Origin of the sequence: Pseudomonas sp. S11P7 (genome assembly GCF_023195435.1) — a bacterium.
GTDB lineage: Bacteria > Pseudomonadota > Gammaproteobacteria > Pseudomonadales > Pseudomonadaceae > Aquipseudomonas > Aquipseudomonas fluorescens_G.
In genome coordinates, this window is record NZ_JALPKS020000002.1 from 3,358,840 (window position 1) to 3,377,446 (window position 18,607).

Genomic DNA, 18,607 nt, shown 5'->3' on the forward strand with positions numbered 1-18,607 from the left:
AAGAAAAATTACCGCGCTAGCGCGAGAGCCTCACACTAGGCAAAAGAGTCGCCGGAGCATGTAGGACAAATCTGAAAAGACACCCGGAATACTCCGAGGGCTTTTCAGCAATTCGCCACATCGACAGGGACCGATGTGGCTGCCGTGCCGCTACCAGAGGTAGCGATAACCGACGCTCACGCCGAACGGCTGTTCGATGCCATCACCCTTGGCGTACTCGGCATCCAGCGAGAGCTTGCTGCGCTCACTGAGCTGCAACACGGCGCCGAAACCCAGTTCCACACGGTTACCGGGCAATTCGGTATCGAAGCGGTTGCCGTTGACGCTGACCTTGCTGCGGCCTTTGTGCTCGGTGATGTACGACGCTTTTGCGTACGGCTGGGCCTGCATGCCGTTGCCCAGCGTGAGGCTGCGGCCGAACATCGCGCCGACGCGGCTCTGCAGCGAGTCGAGGTCATCGGTCTTGACGCGCAGCCCGTTGCTGGCGGTGTAGCTCGCGCCCTCGGTGCGGGTCGCCGTCAGTTGCGCTTGCGGCTCGACGAACCAGCCATCGCGCAATTTGATGCGCTTGCCGACTTCAACATTCACACCGATGCCGTTGCTGTTGTAAGAACTTTTCACCGCCTGACCGAGATTGGTCGGCGTCTTGATCTCGTTGTCGAAACGGCTGTGCTTCAACACGCTGTCGACATACACACCGTTGTCGTTGAGCCAGGTGGCATAGACACCGAGCATGCGGCTCTCGATGTTGCCGCTGGCGCCCTCGCCAAAGTCCAGCTCGGAGCGGGCAGTGCCGAACATGCCACCGACATAGAGCTTGCCGCCGTCCACCGCGAACGCCTTGTCGGCACCGATTTCCACGCCGCTGATGTCCTGGGCGTAGGCACGGCTGGAGCGTTCGCTGACTTCAAGGCGTTTGCCGATGGCCCGGCTCCAGATTCCGCCGTCATCCTCGCCCATGCGCAGTTCGCCGAGGCGCTGCACCAGTGCGTCCATTTGCGCGCCCCACAGGCTGGCGCCAGCGGTGTGCGCGGCGATGGCGGCGTTGGCGCCCTTGGACAAGTGCGCCGGTGCCGGATCGAGCGGCCTTGATGGGGTGACCGGGTCCAGCGGTTTCAGCGGTTCGGCGGGCGTCGCCGGATTTACCGGCGTGACCGGTACTACCGGAGTGCCCGAATCGACAGGCGCCTGCAGATCTGGCGGTGTAACGGGCGCTACGGGTGTAACAGGTGAAACAGGCGCTACTGGCACTACCGGCTCTGGCACAACCGCCCCCGCGCTGGCCAGCACCCAGTCGTCCCCCTGCTGCTGCAAGGTGTAACGAAACGCACCGGCATCGACATGCCCACCGTACAGGCCGAACTTCGCGTTGCCGCCATGGGTGTCAACCAGCAGCAAACGCCCGTCCGCATCGGCCGGTTCATGCCCGGAGTCAGCGACGATCAAGGTGTGATCACCGTTGGCCTGACCGGCGCCCTGCACCACCAGCAGATCGTGCTGCTGACTGGCGATGTCGGTGTTCATCAACACGCTGCCGCTGCCGGACAGCGCATTGACCGTAAACGTCTTGAAGCTGCCATCCAGGCTGGGGGCGAAGGCCAGACGACCGCCGTCAAGACGCAACGAATCCACGGTTTTCACGCCGTTCTCCATGATGTTGACGGTACCGCCCGCCTCGGCCACCAGACCATTGGCCTGTGCACCCGTGTACAAATCGACGCGTCCGCCCTGGCTGACGGTGCTGTTGTTGGCTGTGCCAAGGCCATACACGCTCTGCACACCGCCCTCGATATGGGTATCGGTGGCGACTGCTCCACCGAACCGGGTAACCGTCAAACGCTGTTCACCACCGCTGAGCACCCGGGAGTTGTCGGCAATGCCCAGATCGGTGACCACTTGCACGCCGCCCGCATTGATCAGTGTGTCCACGGCGCGGCCGGATAACTGCACAGTCTGCACGGCATCGCGATTGATCACCGTGCGGTTGGCGACGCTCTTGGTGGTCTGCACGGTTTGCGTACCACCGTTCAACACCGTGTCGTTGGCCGTGCCGTTGATCGACACCCGTTGCGAGCCACCCGCTTCGACGATCGAGCGGTTCGACGTACCGCTTTGCACCACTTGACGGCCCATGACCGTGGCATCGTTCGACACGCCGCCGAAAAACACCGCTTGAGTGCCACTGACTTCGATCGAGGTGTGGTTGGCGGTGCCTTGGGCACCAATATTCTGCTGGGCACCCGACACGCTTTCGCCATTGACCACAGCGCCCTTCTCGACCAGAACGGTAAAGGCCTGCGCCTGCATCGGCAGGCACATGACGATGGCCAGTGCCAGGGGGACAGGCTCAGTGCTGGGTGGCGTGTGGCAGAGACAGTTTTCATGGCGCGTACCTCAGTGATGAGGTAGCGAATTTAGAGATCGGGGAGGAAAAAAGAGCAGGAAATTTCCTTATTTTTGTAGGAAATTTCCTGCTCAAAACACACTCATTGCATTACACGCGTCCTGTCTCAGCGACGCAGGCCCACCGCCTCGGCACCGTTGGACACAATCACCTCGACCCGGCGATTGTGCTGGCGGCCGGCCGCGCTGCCGTTGTCGGCAACGGCGTATTCTTCGCCATAACCCTGGGTCAGGATGCGCTGGCGATCGACGCCCAGTTGCGTCAAAGCCGTCGCCACCGACGCCGCGCGACGCTCGGACAGCCGCTGATTGGCCTGTTCGCTGCCCACGTCATCGGTGAAGCCTTCGACGCGCACCTTGCGCTCGAGGTTGTTGTTGAGGAAGTCGGCCAGTTGCTGGAACTGCCGCTGGCTGCCGTACTTCAAGTCGGCTTTACCGGTGTCGAACAGCACGTCGCCAAATGTCACCACCTGACCACGATCGGTCGGTTTGGCCTTCAGCGCTTGCAGCGCTTTCAACTGCTGGGTACGCACATCCAGTTGCACCTGGGTGCGCTCGGCATCGATTTTCTTCAGCCCGGCTTCCGCCTGGCGACCAGCGATGGTCTGTTCGGCGAGGGCAATCTTCTGGCTGGCCAGGTACGCCAACTGGTCGATCTGCGGGGCTTTGCGATCTTGCAGCGAAGCCTGATCAGCGGCGTTCAGCGCGGTGAACGCCGACTTGGTTTCAATCGCCGCCAGGGTGTTGGATTCCGGCTTGTTTTGCAGCGCGGAAAATTGCGCGCGCGCCTGCAACAACTGCGGATTTTCTGGCGGGGTGGCGCAACCGGCAAGCATCACGGCGAACAGGCCGGCGACCGGCAACAGTTTGAAATTAGGCATGGACGTGTCCTTATTGAGCGGCGGCGGGCGGATTGAAACCGGTGACCGGGTCTTGCAGCATTTCCTGCTTGAGCACCTGGATGCCGCTGCGGGCGTCGGTCAATTGCTTCTGCCATTTCACTGCGCGGGATTTGCGCTCGGCGAGGTTGGCATCGGCCTCGATCTGCTCGGCCAGCAGCCTGGCCTGCGGGTACTGTTTCTCGCCGAGGGCGCGCTCCATCTGGAACATCTTGTCCTGCGCCGACTTCATTTCCAGCGGCGCGTATTGCGTCGCCTCGGCCGAGACCGCGCGGTTGACCGCATCCTTGGCCAGTGTGATCTGCTGCTCCGGGATCGGCGCGCTGGCACAGGCGCTCAACGCCGCCGCGACGGCCAGTCCACTGACGGCCAGGCGTACACGGGAAGACATACGGGGAAGGGTCATCAACAACTCCAAACGTTAACTGAACAAGTGAGCCCGGCGTGACGCCGGGACACCTGCACGTTAGCGATAGAGCGTGAGTGGCGAATGTAGGAAAATTCGCAAGATTGCAGGCAAACGGGCAAAAAAACGGGTTTACGCCAAGCGCTCGTCCAGTTGCTCGGACAAATGCTCCATCGCCTGCTGCAAGGTATCGACAGCTTCGGTCAGCAATTGCGTGTCCAGGCCTTCACTGGCGCGTTCCAGCGCCTCACAAGCCTGTATCAGCGACTGCGCCTTGATGATCCGCGCGCCGCCCTTGACCCGGTGCGCGAGGTCGGAAAGACCAGGAATGTCATGCTCGCTGAACAGCCGCAGCAGTTTGGCCATGTCCTGCGCGTTGCTGGTGGCCAGATCGCCCAACAGGCTCTTGATCGATTCCTCGTCGCCGCGCGTCAACTGCTCGAGACTGCCCAGATCGAGGTCACCCGACGCAGGCTCGGTGTCTGACATCGCGGCCGCTGCCGGCTGCTGCGCAACGATACCGACCAGACGCAGATTGAGGTCCTTGAGACTGATCGGTTTGAACAGACAATCGTCCATCCCGGCTTCGGCACAACGTTGCTTTTCCTCGGGCAGCGCGTTGGCGGTAAAGCCCAGCACCAGACTGCGTGGCAGGCCGCGCGCCGCTTCTTCATCACGGATCGCGCGCGCCAGTTGGTAGCCGTTCATGATCGGCATGTTGCAATCGGTGATGACCACGTCAAACAGCTGATTGCGCCAGGCGCGCAAGCCGTGGGCGCCGTCCTCCGCGTCGACGACCCGATGGCCCAGATAATTCAGTTGCTGCGTGAGCAACAAGCGGTTGGCCGGGTAATCGTCGATCACCAGAATGTTCAGGCTGTGCTGGCTGTTCACCGGTTCGAGTTCTTCGACCGGCGCAGCCACCAGCGGCTCAAGGGTCGGCAGATTCAGGCGCACTTCGATCTGCGTGCCCTGCCCCAGTTCGCTGGACAAGGTCAGGCTGCCGCCCATCATTTCGCACAAGGTACGACTGATCACCAGGCCCAGCCCGGAACCGCTGCGCGCCGACTGGCCATGGTTGCCGGCCTGAGCGAACGGGCTGAACAACAGCGCCTGGTCCTCAGCGGAAATCCCGCGACCGCTGTCCTTGACCCGCAAGCACAGGCTCAGGCGTTCGTCGCTGTCGATATCGACCTGCAGGCTCAACTGCACCTGACCGGCGTCGGTGAACTTGATCGCATTGCTCAGCAGATTCGACAGCACCTGCTTGAAACGCAGCGGATCGATCAGTACGTCGACATTGCTCAAAGCGTCCACATCCAGTTGCAGACGCAGCTGTTTCTGCCGCGCCAGCCCTTCGAAAATCCGCACCACCGATTCCACCAGCTCGCGCAGGTTGGCCCGTTGCGGCGCCAGCGACAGGCGCCCGGATTCGATGCGCGCGATGTCGAGAATGTCGCCGATCAAGTCGAGCAAGCCGCGCGCGGCGCCCGAGGCCACTTCGATGGCAAAACGATCGGTCACGCCTTGATCGGCCTTTTTCATGGCCAGCTCAAGCATGCCGATGATGGCGTTCATCGGCGTGCGGATTTCGTGGCTCATTGAAGCGAGGAACGTGGTCTTGGCGCGGTTGGCGTCGTCGGCGCTGTCCTTGGCGATCTGCAGTTCCTGCAATAAATGCTGGCGTTCGCTGACGTCGATCCAGCCGGCGATCATGCCGTTGACCGCGCCATCGCTGCCGCGGTACGGGAGCATCCAGTGATAGATCGTCAGCTGCCTGCCGTCGGCCAGGGTCAGACTGCGGTCCTGGATGCTCGGCTGCCCGTCGGCCATCACGCGCAGGTAATCGTCGTGATAGGCCTGAGCCTGCGGTGCATCGCTCAGCACGCCCTGGGTCACGGTTTTGCCGATCACCGCGTCACGCTCGGTGCCAAACACTTGCAAATAGCCGCTGTTGCAAATCACCAGACGGCCTTCACGGTCGCGCACATAAATCGGGTGCGGCGTGCCGTCGATCAGCACGCGCATGAATTCCATCTGGTCGTTCAAGGCCATTTCCGCCTGACGACGCTTGCGCATCAGCAGGCGCAGATAGGCGATCCAGCCAAACGCCAGCAGCAGCAACACACCGGCAATCACGAAGCCTTGAATGATCATGCCGCGGTTGCGCAGCCAGTAACTGTCATCGACCACCACTTCGCTGCGCCAGCGGTTGGTCAGTTCGTCCATTTCTTCCGGGCTGATGCTCAGCAGCGCCTTGTCGAGAATCGAGTACAACTCGAGCGCGCCGCGATTGGTCGCCAGGGCGATGCGTGCCGGTTGGGTGCCGACCGTACTGGAGATCTGCAAGGTCTCGCGGTACTGGCGCGAAATCATGTAACGCGCGCTGATCAGCGAGTTGATCGCACCGTCGACCTTGCCCTCGGCGACCATCTGCATGGCATCCGCGGCATTGTTGGCCGGCACCAATTGAATATTCGGAAACTGCTCGACCAGGTATTCACGCAAAACGTTACCGGTGATCAGCGCCAGACGCTCGCCGGCCATCTGATCGAGCGTTTGCGGTTCGCCATCGCGGCGGCTGACCAGCACAAACGGGTTGATCAGGTACGGGCGGGTAAAACGCAGCTCGCCTTCGCGCTCGCTGCTCGGCGTGAACGCCGCGAGCATGTCGGCCTTGCCGCTGCTGACTTGCCTGATCAGATCGGCCACCGAATCGACGCGTTGCATGTCGAATTGCAGACCGGTGCGCAGGCTGATCTTGGCCAGTACATCGGCACTGATGCCGCGAAACTTGCCGGCCTCGTCAACGAAGGTCAGCGGCAGGAAATTCTCGTTGATCGCCACTTTGATCCGCGGATGGCGGTCCAGCCACTGCTGTTCCTTGATACTGAAATGCAGCACGTGCTGCCCCGGAATCGCCACGCCGCCAACGCTCCAGCGGCGGCGAATGCTCATGCGCTCCTCGACGGGAATGACCGTCAGCGCCGCATCGACCACGCGCAACAACTGTTCGTTGTCACGCTTGACCGCAAAGCTGAACGGCTGGGTTTCCATGCGCGAAAAGTCGCTGAGCTGGACGTTGTTGAGGTAATTCTTCTTGATCAGGTAATTGGAACTGAGCAAATCGCCCAGATAGACGTCCGCCTGGCCGAACGCCACCGCACCGATAGCGGCCAGTGTCGACGGATACAGCTGCACATCGGCCTTGGGATAAAACGCCTTGACCGTCGCCGGTGGCAGATAGTGATAGAGCATCGCCACGCGTTTGCCGGCGAGGTCTTGCGGCAGGTTGTGGCTTTCGTCGATGCGCGTGACCAGGCTCGGATTGTCGTCGGCGTACGGCAAGGAGATTGCCAGCTCCGGATCGGCGGCCTCGAAACCGTTGGCGGTGCCGATCAGATCGATCTCGCCGTTCTTCAAGGCCGCCAACAGATCGCCACGCGACGCATAGCGCCGCACCTCGACGTTGACCCGCAATAATTGCCCGATCAACTGAGCATAATCGGCGCTCATGCCCTCATATTCGTTGCCGTTACCGGTAATCGCGAACGGCGAATAGTCCGGGCTGCTGTCGCCGAGCAACAGCGTGCCCTTGCGACGCAGCCAGCGCCAGTCCGGCTCGTCCAGCGACACCGCGTATTCGCCGACGTCAGAGCGGCCGAGCACTTTCAGCGTGTCCGGGGCCACTGCCGGCGCCGCGTGTGCCATCCCCACCACGCTGAACAGCAGCACAGCGGCCACGCAGCTTCTGAAGAAAGTCATCATCTACAGCAGGTTGTTGCGCTTGGCAAAATCAGCGAGGTACACCACCGACTTGACGTTGAGTTTCTCGATCAGCCGCGTCTTGTAGGTGCTGACGGTCTTGTTGCTCAATAGCATCGCTTCGCCGATCTCCTTGTTGCTCAGGCCTTTGGCCAACTGCTGGAGGATGGTCAGTTCACGGTCGGACAGGCTCTGGATCAGTTCCAGATCGGTGGCCTGGGCATCGCTGCGACGCACCGAACTGCTGGCCAGGTTGGGAAAAAAGGTATAGCCGTCGATGACCACCTTGATCGCCTTGACCAGTTCGTCCAGGTCGTTGGTCTTGGAGATGTACCCCGCCGCCCCTGCTTTCATGCAGCGCATCGAATAGAACTGCGCCGACTGCGAGGTCAGCACAAGAATCTTGCAGTGCAGGTTCAGCGCGCTGATTCGCGAAATCACTTCCAGGCCATCGAGCTTGGGCATGGCGATGTCGAGAATGATCAGGTCTGGATTGTGCTCGCGGGCCTGCTGGACCGCGTCGGCGCCGTTATCCGCCTCGGCGACGACTTCGAAGTTTTCCTGCTTCAACAGCATTTTGACGGCAGAGCGGATGAACGGATGGTCGTCCACGATGATCGCTTTAAGCATAAAAACTCCTGTAAGACACGTCGATGTGCAGCATCGGCAACACCAGGCACAGCGATTGAACAGCAACCCAGACGATCCGCGTGTCGAAAATACACGAGCGCCACTGGAGTGTAGGAAATTTCTTGGACAACACTTAAAAAATGTACAAGATCAGCACAACACCTAGGGCGCTTCGAGCCATTTGAGCAGGTCATGCCCGTTCATCGGCCGCGCCAGGTAATACCCCTGACCCATCTCGCATTCCAGCGCCAGCAAACGCTCGAGCACCTTCGGCCCGCTGACACCTTCGATCACCAGGTCCATGCCCAATGACCGTGCCATGACCCGAGTACTGGCGACCATTGCGCGGTTACGCTGGCGGTCGAGGTTCTGCACGAAGCGTCCGTCGAGTTTGATCTGGGTAAACGGCAACTGGCACAGCAGTTTCAACGAGGAAAAACCCACGCCGAAGTCATCGACCGCCAAGCCGCAGCCCAGCAGGCGCAAGCGCAGCAGGTTTTCCTGGAGCCCGCAGGGGCAGTCGAGCAAACCGTTTTCCGCCACTTCGAACATCAGCACCGAGCCCTTGAAAGCATGCTGCTCGAGCGTCTGCTTGATGTGCTCGACCAAGGCGCAGTCGTTGAGTTGGGATGCGTGCAGGTTGAATGACAGCTCCAGCGCAATGCCGCGCCGGCGCAGAATGCCCAGCAGGCTCAAGCCCTGTTCGAGCAGGTGTTTGAACATCTGGTCGATCAGGTCGTAGGCCAGCACCGCCGCGAGAAAATCGCAGGGCAACAGCGTGCCACGGGCCGGATGCTCCCAGCGCACCAGGGCCTCGACACCGCTGACCTCGCCACTGTGCAGTTTGAATTGCGGCTGGAACCAGGCGCGGAACTCACCCAGGGCGAGGCCACGACGCACTTCGTCCTCGCTGGGCAACGTTGTGTTCAACGGCTCCAGGGCAGGCACCGCGCGGCCACGGCTGTAGCGCTGCAACAGCCGGTACAGCGCGCGCAGCTGAATCGGCCGGTTGAGCACGCCGAGCAACTGCAACCCCGCCAGCGAGGCCATCTGCCCCAGGGTGCGGCTCAGTTCCGGCGGCAACTCGCTGCACAGCACCACGGCGCGCACCATGCCGCTGTGGCTGGCCAGGCGCAGGAACTCCAGGCAATCGAGGCCGCGATCGGTCAGGTCGCAAAGAACGATATCGACCCCGCCCTGCAGGTGCATCTGCACCATCGCCTGTTCAGCGTCCGGTGCGTGCAGCACATCGGGCACGCTCAGGCGATGCAGCATCCTGACCAGCACGTTGCGGGTAAATTCATGATTTTCCAGCACCAGAATTCGTGGAGAGGCCATTGTCCTGTCATCACTCAATCGACCCGAGGAACGGGATATTGGCCTGCAACGGCCGGGATGAACGAAGGACTTATCCTGCGTCCGTGTAGGAAATTTCCCAGCGAGAGCCACCGTCAGTAGTACACGATCTGCACCACCATGATCGCCTCGAACCGGCCGACCTGGGGATCGCCGAGCGATACCAGCGAAGCGCTGAACGGCACGTCGATATGGCTGACGTCCGCGGGAAAATTCGCCAGCGCAAACGGCTCGTTGACCTGCACCAGGTTATTGCGCGCGTCGCGTACCTGAATGCCGAACTGGCTGTCCGCCGCCGGCAGAATGTTGTACAGGCCCTGCTGATTGGCGGTGACCAGCGTCGCGCCGATGTTGATGGCGCTGCTGCATTTCTTCTCCAGCGCGAGGCTGAAGGGTTTGCTCGGATTGGGCGGGGAAAACCCGGTGGGGGTTTTCTGCACCACGCCGAAATCGACAATGCCCGGCTCAGGCGTGACCGTGACGTCGACCGTACAGGCGGTGCCGACGATGTTCTGCAAGCCGCTCAAGCGAAAGCGAAAGTTGCCGTCCGGGTTGCTCGGCCCGCCGTTGAGGCCGTAAAGGCCGTCGAACTGGAACACATCGTAAGTGTCTTGTGACGGGCGCTGCAGCGGCAGCAAACCGCGTTTGCGGATCACCACCTGAAAGGCAATGGTCGGGGTCACCGTTGAACACTTGCGCATGTCCTCGGCATTCTGGGCATTCGGGCAACCGGGCGACGTGAATCCGCTGTTCACGCCCTGCGTCGGGTTGGAACTCCAATCGCCGTCCCACGCCGTTACACCGCGATAGACCAGGCCGAATTCGATGCCCCATGGCGTCGCATTGAGCCCGGCCGGGTTGCCGTAAAAGTAGATCGGATCGTCCTCGGCACGGTGCTGGTCGAACTTCTTCCAGCACTCGGCCGTAACCACGTGAGTTTTCGAGCGCCAGATGATCGTGCCGTCCGGCACCGTATCGGGCACCGACACCGGACCAATGTATTCGCTCAGGCTGTCGCTGCCGTCCATGGCTTTGCAGATCATCGCCGAAGCGAACTGCGACACCGTCAGCAGGCTCGCCGCGAGGATGAGGCGGCTCAGCGCGCGCCACGGCTTCATGGCTTGACGCCCTGGCACAGGTTCGCCACGCAACTGAACAAGGTGTCGGTCTGGCCGCCAAAATCATTCATGTTCGACACCCGCAACGTGGTGAATGCGGTGGTGCTCAAGGCGATCCGGGCGCTGCCGCGCGGGGCGATCATCACCGTATCGATCGGCATTTTGGTTTTTTCCGGGCCGGTGAGCAGACCCACCACGGTGATGTGAAACGGCGTCGGGTTATCGACGATCAGCTGTTTCGCCGCCGGGTCGATTTTCAACTTCAAGCCCAGGGCAAAGTCCTCGCCGCGTTCGCGTTTCACCGCGGCCGGGCGGTAGAACAATTTGATTTTCGACTGCAGGGCAATCTGCATCGAATTGACCGCCTGGGTTTTTGGCGGGATCTCGCGGATGTTCAGGTAGAACACCGATTCGCGATCAGTCGGCAGCGCCAGCTCGGGCAATTTGACGATGCGCAGCACGCTGCTTTCATTCGGTTCGATGCGCTGCAACGGCGGCAAGACCATGAATGGCGAGGTGACTTTCACGCCGCTTTCGTTTTCGATCCACGACTGCACAATGAACGGCAACTGCGGATTCTTGTTGCTGACCGTGACGCTGACCGAGGGCGCGCTCTCTTCGAACACCACGCGGGTGCGATCCGGCACCACGGCGGCGCTGGCCAGGAGCGGCAGGCACAGGCTGCCTGCGAGTAACAGACGTTGAGCAATAGACAAAGTTGAACGGTACATGCGGACTCCGGATTCGAGGAATGAGGCGATTACAGACACTGAGCGGGCGTGGCGACGTTGGTCAGCACGTCCTGCTCAGGGAGTTTGGCCAGACTGCATTGGCCGGCGTCATCCCAACGCGCTACCAGTTCAGCCCCTGCCTTGATGCCCAACAGATAAGTGACGCCCGCCTCGCCGACGATGCCCACCTCCTTGTTGGTGTTCTTGTCCTGCACCGACGCGCCGAACGGCACCGGTTTACCGTCGCGGCGGCTCAACACGACGAACGCGTTGTAGCCCTGCCCCGTGGCGAAATTCACATAACCGATCGCGCCCTCGGTCAGCGCCAGACGCTGGATCGGGTTGGAGACTTCGGTGTTGAGCGGCAGCTTTTCGACATTGACCCGCGCTTCGTACGCCTGAAACGACGGCAAGCCATCCATGACTGCGTAACCGTCGCGGTTGGTGCGGGTCTGGCCGCTGAAGGCCACGTCCGGCACGCCGTCGGTAGACACCAGCAGGCGCGTGTCGCCGTTGCTGCCGTTGCCGTGAGCCGAGACGCCATAACGGGTGGCGACCAGCGAACTGTCGAGTTCACCGGTCAGCGAGCGATAAGTGCTGCCATCAGTGGACGCCGAGGCGTTGGCGCGGTAGCTCGACGCACGTTTACCGACATAGGCGTTGACGTAGCGGTTGTCGCCGACGCCGCCGTACACCTGATAATTCATGCCTTCGCCATCGTCATGGCTGTAACCGACACTGCCCGACGAGCCGCCCGAGGCCGAGCGCTGCACGTTGCTTGAAAGCATCGAGTTGCCGCCCAGCGGCACGGTGACGCCGAGGTAGATCTGCGAGTCGTTCTGCCGGCTGTTCTGGGTCTGGTAGGCGGATACGTTGACGTTGATATTCTTGACGTTGCCCAGCGAAAAGCTGCGCGCCACGGTCAGGCCGAAACGATCAGCGGCCGGCGCGTCCCAATAGGTCGAGTGGTCGTAGGAAAAACTCGTCGACAGCCAGGAGAAATGCTTGGCCACCGTCACCGAATAGCGTTGCTTGCCCGAGTTCAGCGCGTAGGAATCGGCGTCACCGGCAAACTGCGAAAAGTTGGTGAAGGTCTTGTCGGAAAAGCGATAGCCCAAAAAGCGCAGGTCAGTGCCAATCGCATCGAAGCGCTTGGAATAGTTGATCCGGTAGGAATTGCCGACCACGGTTTTATCGCTCCAGCGCAATTTGGCGCGGGAGCTGGTGACGTCGCCCGAGAGCGCGCCGAACACGCCGAGGTCCTTGCCGATCCCGAACGCATTCGACTGGTAACCCGAGGCGGCGAGCAGACCACCGTACAGCGTCCAGTCACGGGCCAGACCGTAAGCGGCTTCCGAAGCGATGAACTGCGGCTCGGTGCCGCCATTGCCAGTCAGACGCGGCTGGCCGGCGGAGACCTTGTAACGCAACTCGCCTTCGCGCGACAGGAACGGCACGGCGGCGGTGGCGACGGTGAAGGTTTGCTCGGTGCCGTCCTCTTCACGCACGGTCACGTCCAGCGTGCCCTGCACGCTGCTGTTGAGGTCCTGCAGGCTGAACGCGCCGGGCGTCACCGTGGTCGAGTACAACACACGGCCCTGCTGCGACACGGTGACCGTGGCGTTGGTGCGCGCCACACCGCTGATCAGCGGCGCGTAACCGCGCAGGTTCGGCGGCAACATGCGGTCATCGCTGCTCAGGGGTCGCGCCGCGCAGAGCGAACGTATCGAACACGTCGGAGTTCAGGTAATCCTCACCGACCGACAGCTTCGAGCGGATCGAAGGCAATGCACGATAGGCGTACAAGCGGTTCAACTGGAACGCCTCGCCGTGCAGATTCTGGCTCTGGCTGCCCGATTCCTGACGCGCCTGATAATCGGCGCGGATGCGCCAGGCATCGAGGTTGACGCCGGCCGTGCCATAACTTTGCAGCGAGCGCGAGTCACCGGAGGGGCCGTTGGTTTCACGGTTGTTGGCGATCACCCGATAATCGAGCAACGCACCATTGAGCCCGTCGCTCCAGGCGGCAGGCGGAATATAGTTGGGGTCGTCGTATTCGAACGTCGCCTGCGGCAGGCTGATCGACAAGCGCCCGAGGTTTTTCAGGTATTTGATCGCGGCGTTATCGATGCCGCGCAGGTCCACGCATTGCCCGTCCGCCAGGCGCGGCAGGCTTTTCATCAATGGCGGTTTGAGACCGAAGGTGGCGACCAGCTCTTCGGGCAGACAGGCGAAACTTTCGTCAGCCTTGTCGCCGGCCATGAACTCAATCGTGCGCGAACCGAAATAACGCTGATTCACGCTGATATCGAGCAAGTAACGGCCCGGCACGGTGTATTGCGCATGGGCAAACTGTCCGAGGCTGATATCGTCGTTTTTATCGATATTCAGAAACTCCGAATTGAACTCCACAGCGCTTGAATAGCGCGCACAGGAGAGCAACACGCAGGACACGAAAAGTGTTCGGCCGTACACGGGAATGAGCCTTTATCAGAACTTTGACGGAAAAGAAAAAAGGGGCTTTCACCCCTTTTTCTTACAACCCGCGAGGGCGGCGGATCAGTTGTAGGCCACGGTGAAGTTGGCCACGCTGTCGGCTTCACCGGTGGTGACGGTGGCCGCGGTAGCTTCGTACATGGCGGCGAAGGTCACGGTGTTGTTGCCGTCCTGCAGCACAACCGGCGCGACTTGCTCCTTGCCGTTGTCGAGCATTTCGCCGGCGCTGGCCTGCAGACGGATGCCGACGTTCTGCGCCAGACCGGTAGTGGCGAACAACGCTGGAACGGCTGGATCCTGCACACCGCTGAAGGTGAAACGGGCGTTCTTCTGGGTGGTGGTGTCACAGTCGGTCAGGACGATGTCGAACTTGACCGGCGTCGAGCGGCTGCCGATGGCGGTGAACTGGTTCGACGGCACCTGACCCAGGGAAACGGTCTGGTCCAGCGAGTTGGCGTCGATACCGCAGGCGCCGGAAACGATTTCACCGATGAAACGCACAGTGCCCGGGTTGCCGGTAGCCGGCGTCGCCGCGTTGGCGAAAGAAGCAAGACCCATGACAACGGTAGCGGCGGTAACAGCGACGAGCTTTTTCATGTTTTACATCTCTTGGGATAGTTATGTGTTCGGCCCAGCGGCCGGGCATTCCCGAGCATTGATGCGCTTGACGGTGCAACGGCTGGCTTCCCCGTTTTCCGGCGGTTCCTTGCCGGACTGGCCAGTTGCCGATTGCCTGGTCGTGTTTGCGCATCGAGTGATCGGGACGCCGGGCATCTCTGCTCCGGAACGCATAGTGGTCGAGCCCCAAGGGGGAAAATGTAAGTTCTTTCTTGTCGCTGTGTAGGACGATTCGCAGCGCCACATCCCCCTATTTGTGGGAGCTAGCCTGCTCGCGATGGTTTTTATTCCGTGTACATATCCGTTGCTGCGGTCACGGCTACTTAAGGTTCCGCTCTTACAGCGGGTCACCTTTTTCAAACGCCAAAAAGGTAACCCAAAAGGCTTGCTCCTACGTACGGCCCTCGCAGGCTCGGGTCCCTTCGCTCCGGGATCGATCCGGGCGCAGCGGCTACGGTTTGCTTCGCTGCACCTCCTTCCGCTGTGTACGACTTCGTCGTACGGTCGCTGCGCTCCCACCCCCGGATCAATCCCTCCACTCAGCCTCCCGACGTCGCCGGTGAGGCAAGATCAAAAGCAGGCGAGCTGACACTCGGCCTGATGATTGCACCGCTCTTGTGTGGATCTGCTCGCGATGGCTTTGTTTCCAGGCGGTGTTTTTTAGTACATGTTCGGCGCTGCAGTAACTGCCGCTTGGGGTTGCGCCTTCACGGAGGACTGAAAATCAAAAGCAACGTCAAAAGCCCCTCACCCTAGCCCTCTCCCGGAGGGAGAGGGTACTGACCGTGGTGGATGCGAGAGCGACGCCGACCTGAAATACCGAGTCGAACACAAAACTTGAAAAGCCCAAAGATCGGCTCCCTCTCCCTCGGGAGAGGGCTGGGGTGAGGGGCGAATCCACCCAAAATCCCAAGCCAACCACCCGCTTCTAACCACTCAACAATGAGCGTTAGCTCGCGTGCTCTTGATCTTGCCTAACCGGCGACGTCGGAAGGCTGAGTGGAGGGATCGATCCGGGCGTGGGAGCGCAGCGACCGTACGACGAAGTCGTACACAGCGGAAGGAGGTGCAGCGAAGCAAACCGTAGCCGCTGCGCCCGGATCGATCCCGCAGCGAAGGGACCCGAGCTTGCGAGGGCCGTACGTAGGAGCAAGCCTTTTGGGTACTTTTTCGGCGTCTGGAAAAAGTGCCCGTAAGGGCGAAACCATAAGAAGCCGTTACCGCGGCAACGGATATGCACCCAAAATCCAGCCCCTGAACGAAAGCCATCGCAGAACAATCACTGCCAGCCAAACCGCCGAACATAAAACCCCTTCACCGCCTGAGTCAGCCCCATATACGCCAACAGAATCACCGGCAAAAACACAAAATACAGCGACGGCAGCGCCTGCAACTTGAAGTAATGCGCCAACGGCCCCATCGGCAGAAAAATCCCGACCGCCATGATCATCCCGGTCATCACCAGCAGCGGCATCGCAGCGCGGCTTTGCAGAAACGGAATCTTCGGCGTGCGAATCATGTGCACGATCAACGTCTGGGTCAGCAGCCCGACCACAAACCAGCCAGACTGGAACAGGGTCTGGTGATCCGGCGTGTTGGCATCGAACACGTACCACATCAAGGCGAACGTGCTGATATCGAAAATCGAACTGATCGGGCCGAAAAACAACATGAACCGCCCAACGTCACCTGGCTGCCAGCGCTGCGGTTGTTTGAGCATCTCCTCATCGACGTTATCGAACGGAATGGCAATCTGCGAAATGTCGTAAAGCAGGTTCTGCACCAGCAGGTGCATCGGCAGCATCGGCAGAAACGGAATGAACGCACTGGCCACCAGCACCGAGAACACGTTGCCGAAGTTGGAACTGGCGGTCATCTTGATGTACTTGAGCATGTTGGCGAAGGTGCGCCGCCCTTCGAGCACGCCCTCCTCCAGCACCATCAGGCTTTTTTCCAGGAGGATGATGTCAGCTGCTTCCTTGGCAATGTCCACCGCGCTGTCGACGGAAATCCCGATATCGGCCGTGCGCAGCGCTGGCGCGTCGTTGATGCCGTCACCCATGAAGCCGACCACGTGGCCGTTGCCTTTGAGGAGGCGCACGATGCGTTCCTTGTGCGACGGCGTCAGTCTGGCGAAGACGTTGGTGTGCTCAACGGCCACGGTCAGTTCGGCATCGCTCATGCGCTCGATATCATTGCCCATCAGCAAGCCTTGCTGAGCGAGGCCGACCTCGCGACAGATCTTCGCTGTCACCAGTTCGTTGTCGCCGGTCAGCACTTTCACCGCCACGCCATGTGCGGCCAGAGCCTTGAGCGCCGGCGCGGTGCTTTCCTTGGGTGGATCGAGGAAGGCCACGTAACCGATCAGCGTCAGCTCCTGTTCATCGGCAAGGCTGTAGACATCGCGACCCTGCGGCATCGAGCGAGCCGCCACCGCCACCACGCGCAAGCCTTCAGCGTTGAACGCTGCAGTAACCTGACGAATCCGGCTCAGCAGTTCATCGTTCAAGGCTTCATCGACCTCGCCGTGGCGCACCCGGCTGCACACCGCCAACACTTCTTCCACCGCGCCTTTGCAGATCAGTTGATGCGGCTGGCCACGGCCTTCGACCACCACCGACATGCGCCGCCGATTGAAGTCGAACGGGATCTCATCGACCTTGCGAAACGCCGTGCCGACTTTCAGTTCGCGGTGGATTTCAACATGCTCCAGCACCGCGACGTCGAGCAGGTTTTTCAGGCCGGTCTGGTAGTAGCTGTTGAGGTAGGCCATTTCCAGCACGTCGTCAGAGTCTTCGCCCCAGACGTCGACATTGCGCGCGAGGAAGATCTTGTCCTGGGTCAGGGTGCCGGTCTTGTCGGTGCACAGCACGTCCATGGCGCCGAAGTTCTGGATCGCGTCGAGGCGTTTGACGATGACTTTCTTGCGCGACAGAAACACCGCGCCTTTGGCCAGGGTCGAGGTGACGATCATCGGCAGCATTTCCGGGGTCAGGCCGACGGCGATCGACAGCGCGAACAGCAGCGCTTCGGTCCAGTCGCCCTTGGTGAAGCCATTGATGAACAGCACCAGCGGCGCCATGACGAACATGAAACGGATCAATAGCCAGCTGACCTTGTTGACCCCTTGCTGGAACGACGTCACCGCCCGATCGGTGGCGCCGACCCGCTGCGCCAGCGCGCCGAAATAGGTGTGATTGCCGGTGGTGAGGATCACCGCCACGGCGGTTCCGGACACGACGTTGGTGCCCATGAACAGAATGTTGTCCAGCTCCAGCGGATTGCGCGTATCGCAATCGGCCTGGCGCGGGAATTTCTCCACCGGCATCGATTCACCGGTCATCGCCGCCTGGCTGACGAACAAATCCTTGGCGCTGAGCACCCGGCAATCAGCGGGAATCATGTCGCCGGCCGAGAGCACGATCAGATCGCCCGGCACCAGTTGCTTGATCGGCAGTTCGCGGCGCGGCGCGTCACGGCGCAGCACCGTGGCGGTGTTGCTGACCATGGCCTTGAGTGCATCGGCGGCCTGGTTGGATTTGCTTTCCTGCCAGAAGCGCAGCAGCGTCGACAGCACCACCATGGAAAAAATCACCACGGCGGCTTTCAAGTCTTCGGTCAGCCACGAGATCAGCGCCAACAAGGTCAACAGCAGGTTGAACGGGTTTTGGTAGCAGTGCCACAAGTGCGTCCACCCTGGCAGCGGTTGCTCGTGCTCGACCTCGTTGAAGCCGTGTAGCGCGCGCAGCGCGTCGACTTCGATGTCGCGCAGGCCTTCGCAATGGCTGCCAAGGGATGCCAGCAATTCGCTGCTGTCGCCATGCGCGGCGTCGACCAGCGTGTTGGCCAGGGTTGGCGGGACTTCACGGTTGACCGTGCTGTCGTTGAGCGATTCCAGCAGCGCCAGACGGCGGAAGTGCCGGGCGATGTGGCGGTTGCGCAGGAAGCCTGCGAAAAATTCCTTGAGCGTAAGTTTCATGGCTGTTGCCCCTGTGGTCAGCCGGGAAACCGTCAAGCAGGTACGACCGCACCGCTGCCGCCGGAAAAACCGGCACGGCAAGGCGTGGCGCGCCGGTCAACAAGACAGGCGTGTCGATAGGGCTGCGATCACGACGGTACGGTCGTATTCGCGCTCTGTTCAGCGTCGATGAGAAGGACGTCGAGGCATGCCCAGGACGGGCCATG

General features: G+C 61.1%; 12 protein-coding genes. All 12 read right to left on the reverse strand.

Features of this window, described 5'->3' with window-relative positions:
- Window positions 1-150: 150 nt before the first annotated feature.
- The 12 genes from M0746_RS15560 to mgtA all read right to left on the reverse strand — a co-directional run bounded on the left by M0746_RS15560 (window position 151) and on the right by mgtA (window position 18,401).
- Window positions 151-2,319: an autotransporter outer membrane beta-barrel domain-containing protein gene (locus tag M0746_RS15560; protein WP_258449817.1), complete on the reverse strand. Its 2,169-nt coding sequence runs from the start codon at window positions 2,317-2,319 to the stop codon at window positions 151-153.
- Between the two features lie 191 nt (window positions 2,320-2,510).
- Entirely contained in the window at window positions 2,511-3,284 is a 774-nt protein-coding gene (locus tag M0746_RS15565) for an OmpA family protein (protein WP_258449818.1), read from the reverse strand.
- A 10-nt stretch (window positions 3,285-3,294) separates the two neighbouring features.
- Window positions 3,295-3,708, reverse strand: coding sequence for a DUF4398 domain-containing protein (locus M0746_RS15570; RefSeq protein ID WP_258449819.1), 414 nt, complete (start codon window positions 3,706-3,708; stop codon window positions 3,295-3,297).
- A gap of 132 nt (window positions 3,709-3,840) precedes the next feature.
- Window positions 3,841-7,419: a transporter substrate-binding domain-containing protein gene (locus M0746_RS15575; RefSeq protein ID WP_446731341.1), complete on the reverse strand. Its 3,579-nt coding sequence runs from the start codon at window positions 7,417-7,419 to the stop codon at window positions 3,841-3,843.
- Between the two features lie 57 nt (window positions 7,420-7,476).
- Entirely contained in the window at window positions 7,477-8,103 is a 627-nt protein-coding gene (locus M0746_RS15580; protein WP_258449821.1) for a response regulator transcription factor, read from the reverse strand.
- Window positions 8,104-8,265: 162 nt separating this feature from the next.
- Window positions 8,266-9,441 (reverse strand): EAL domain-containing response regulator, encoded by a 1,176-nt coding sequence (locus M0746_RS15585; RefSeq protein ID WP_258449822.1) that lies wholly within the window; start codon window positions 9,439-9,441, stop codon window positions 8,266-8,268.
- Window positions 9,442-9,554: 113 nt separating this feature from the next.
- A complete protein-coding gene (locus tag M0746_RS15590) occupies window positions 9,555-10,577 on the reverse strand; it encodes a fimbrial protein (protein WP_258449823.1) in 1,023 nt (340 codons plus the stop codon).
- Window positions 10,574-11,308, reverse strand: a complete 735-nt coding sequence (locus M0746_RS15595) for a fimbrial biogenesis chaperone (RefSeq protein WP_258449824.1) — start codon at window positions 11,306-11,308, stop codon at window positions 10,574-10,576. The genes M0746_RS15590 and M0746_RS15595 overlap by 4 nt, the downstream gene beginning before the upstream one ends.
- 29 nt (window positions 11,309-11,337) lie before the next feature.
- Entirely contained in the window at window positions 11,338-12,990 is a 1,653-nt protein-coding gene (locus M0746_RS15600; RefSeq protein ID WP_258449825.1) for a fimbria/pilus outer membrane usher protein, read from the reverse strand.
- A 4-nt stretch (window positions 12,991-12,994) separates the two neighbouring features.
- Window positions 12,995-13,753, reverse strand: coding sequence for a FimD/PapC N-terminal domain-containing protein (locus M0746_RS15605; RefSeq protein WP_258449826.1), 759 nt, complete (start codon window positions 13,751-13,753; stop codon window positions 12,995-12,997).
- 114 nt (window positions 13,754-13,867) lie between these two features.
- Window positions 13,868-14,401 (reverse strand): fimbrial protein, encoded by a 534-nt coding sequence (locus tag M0746_RS15610; RefSeq protein WP_258449827.1) that lies wholly within the window; start codon window positions 14,399-14,401, stop codon window positions 13,868-13,870.
- Between the two features lie 1,300 nt (window positions 14,402-15,701).
- Entirely contained in the window at window positions 15,702-18,401 is a 2,700-nt protein-coding gene (gene mgtA, locus M0746_RS15615) for a magnesium-translocating P-type ATPase (RefSeq protein ID WP_258449828.1), read from the reverse strand.
- Between the last annotated feature and the right edge of the window lie 206 nt (window positions 18,402-18,607).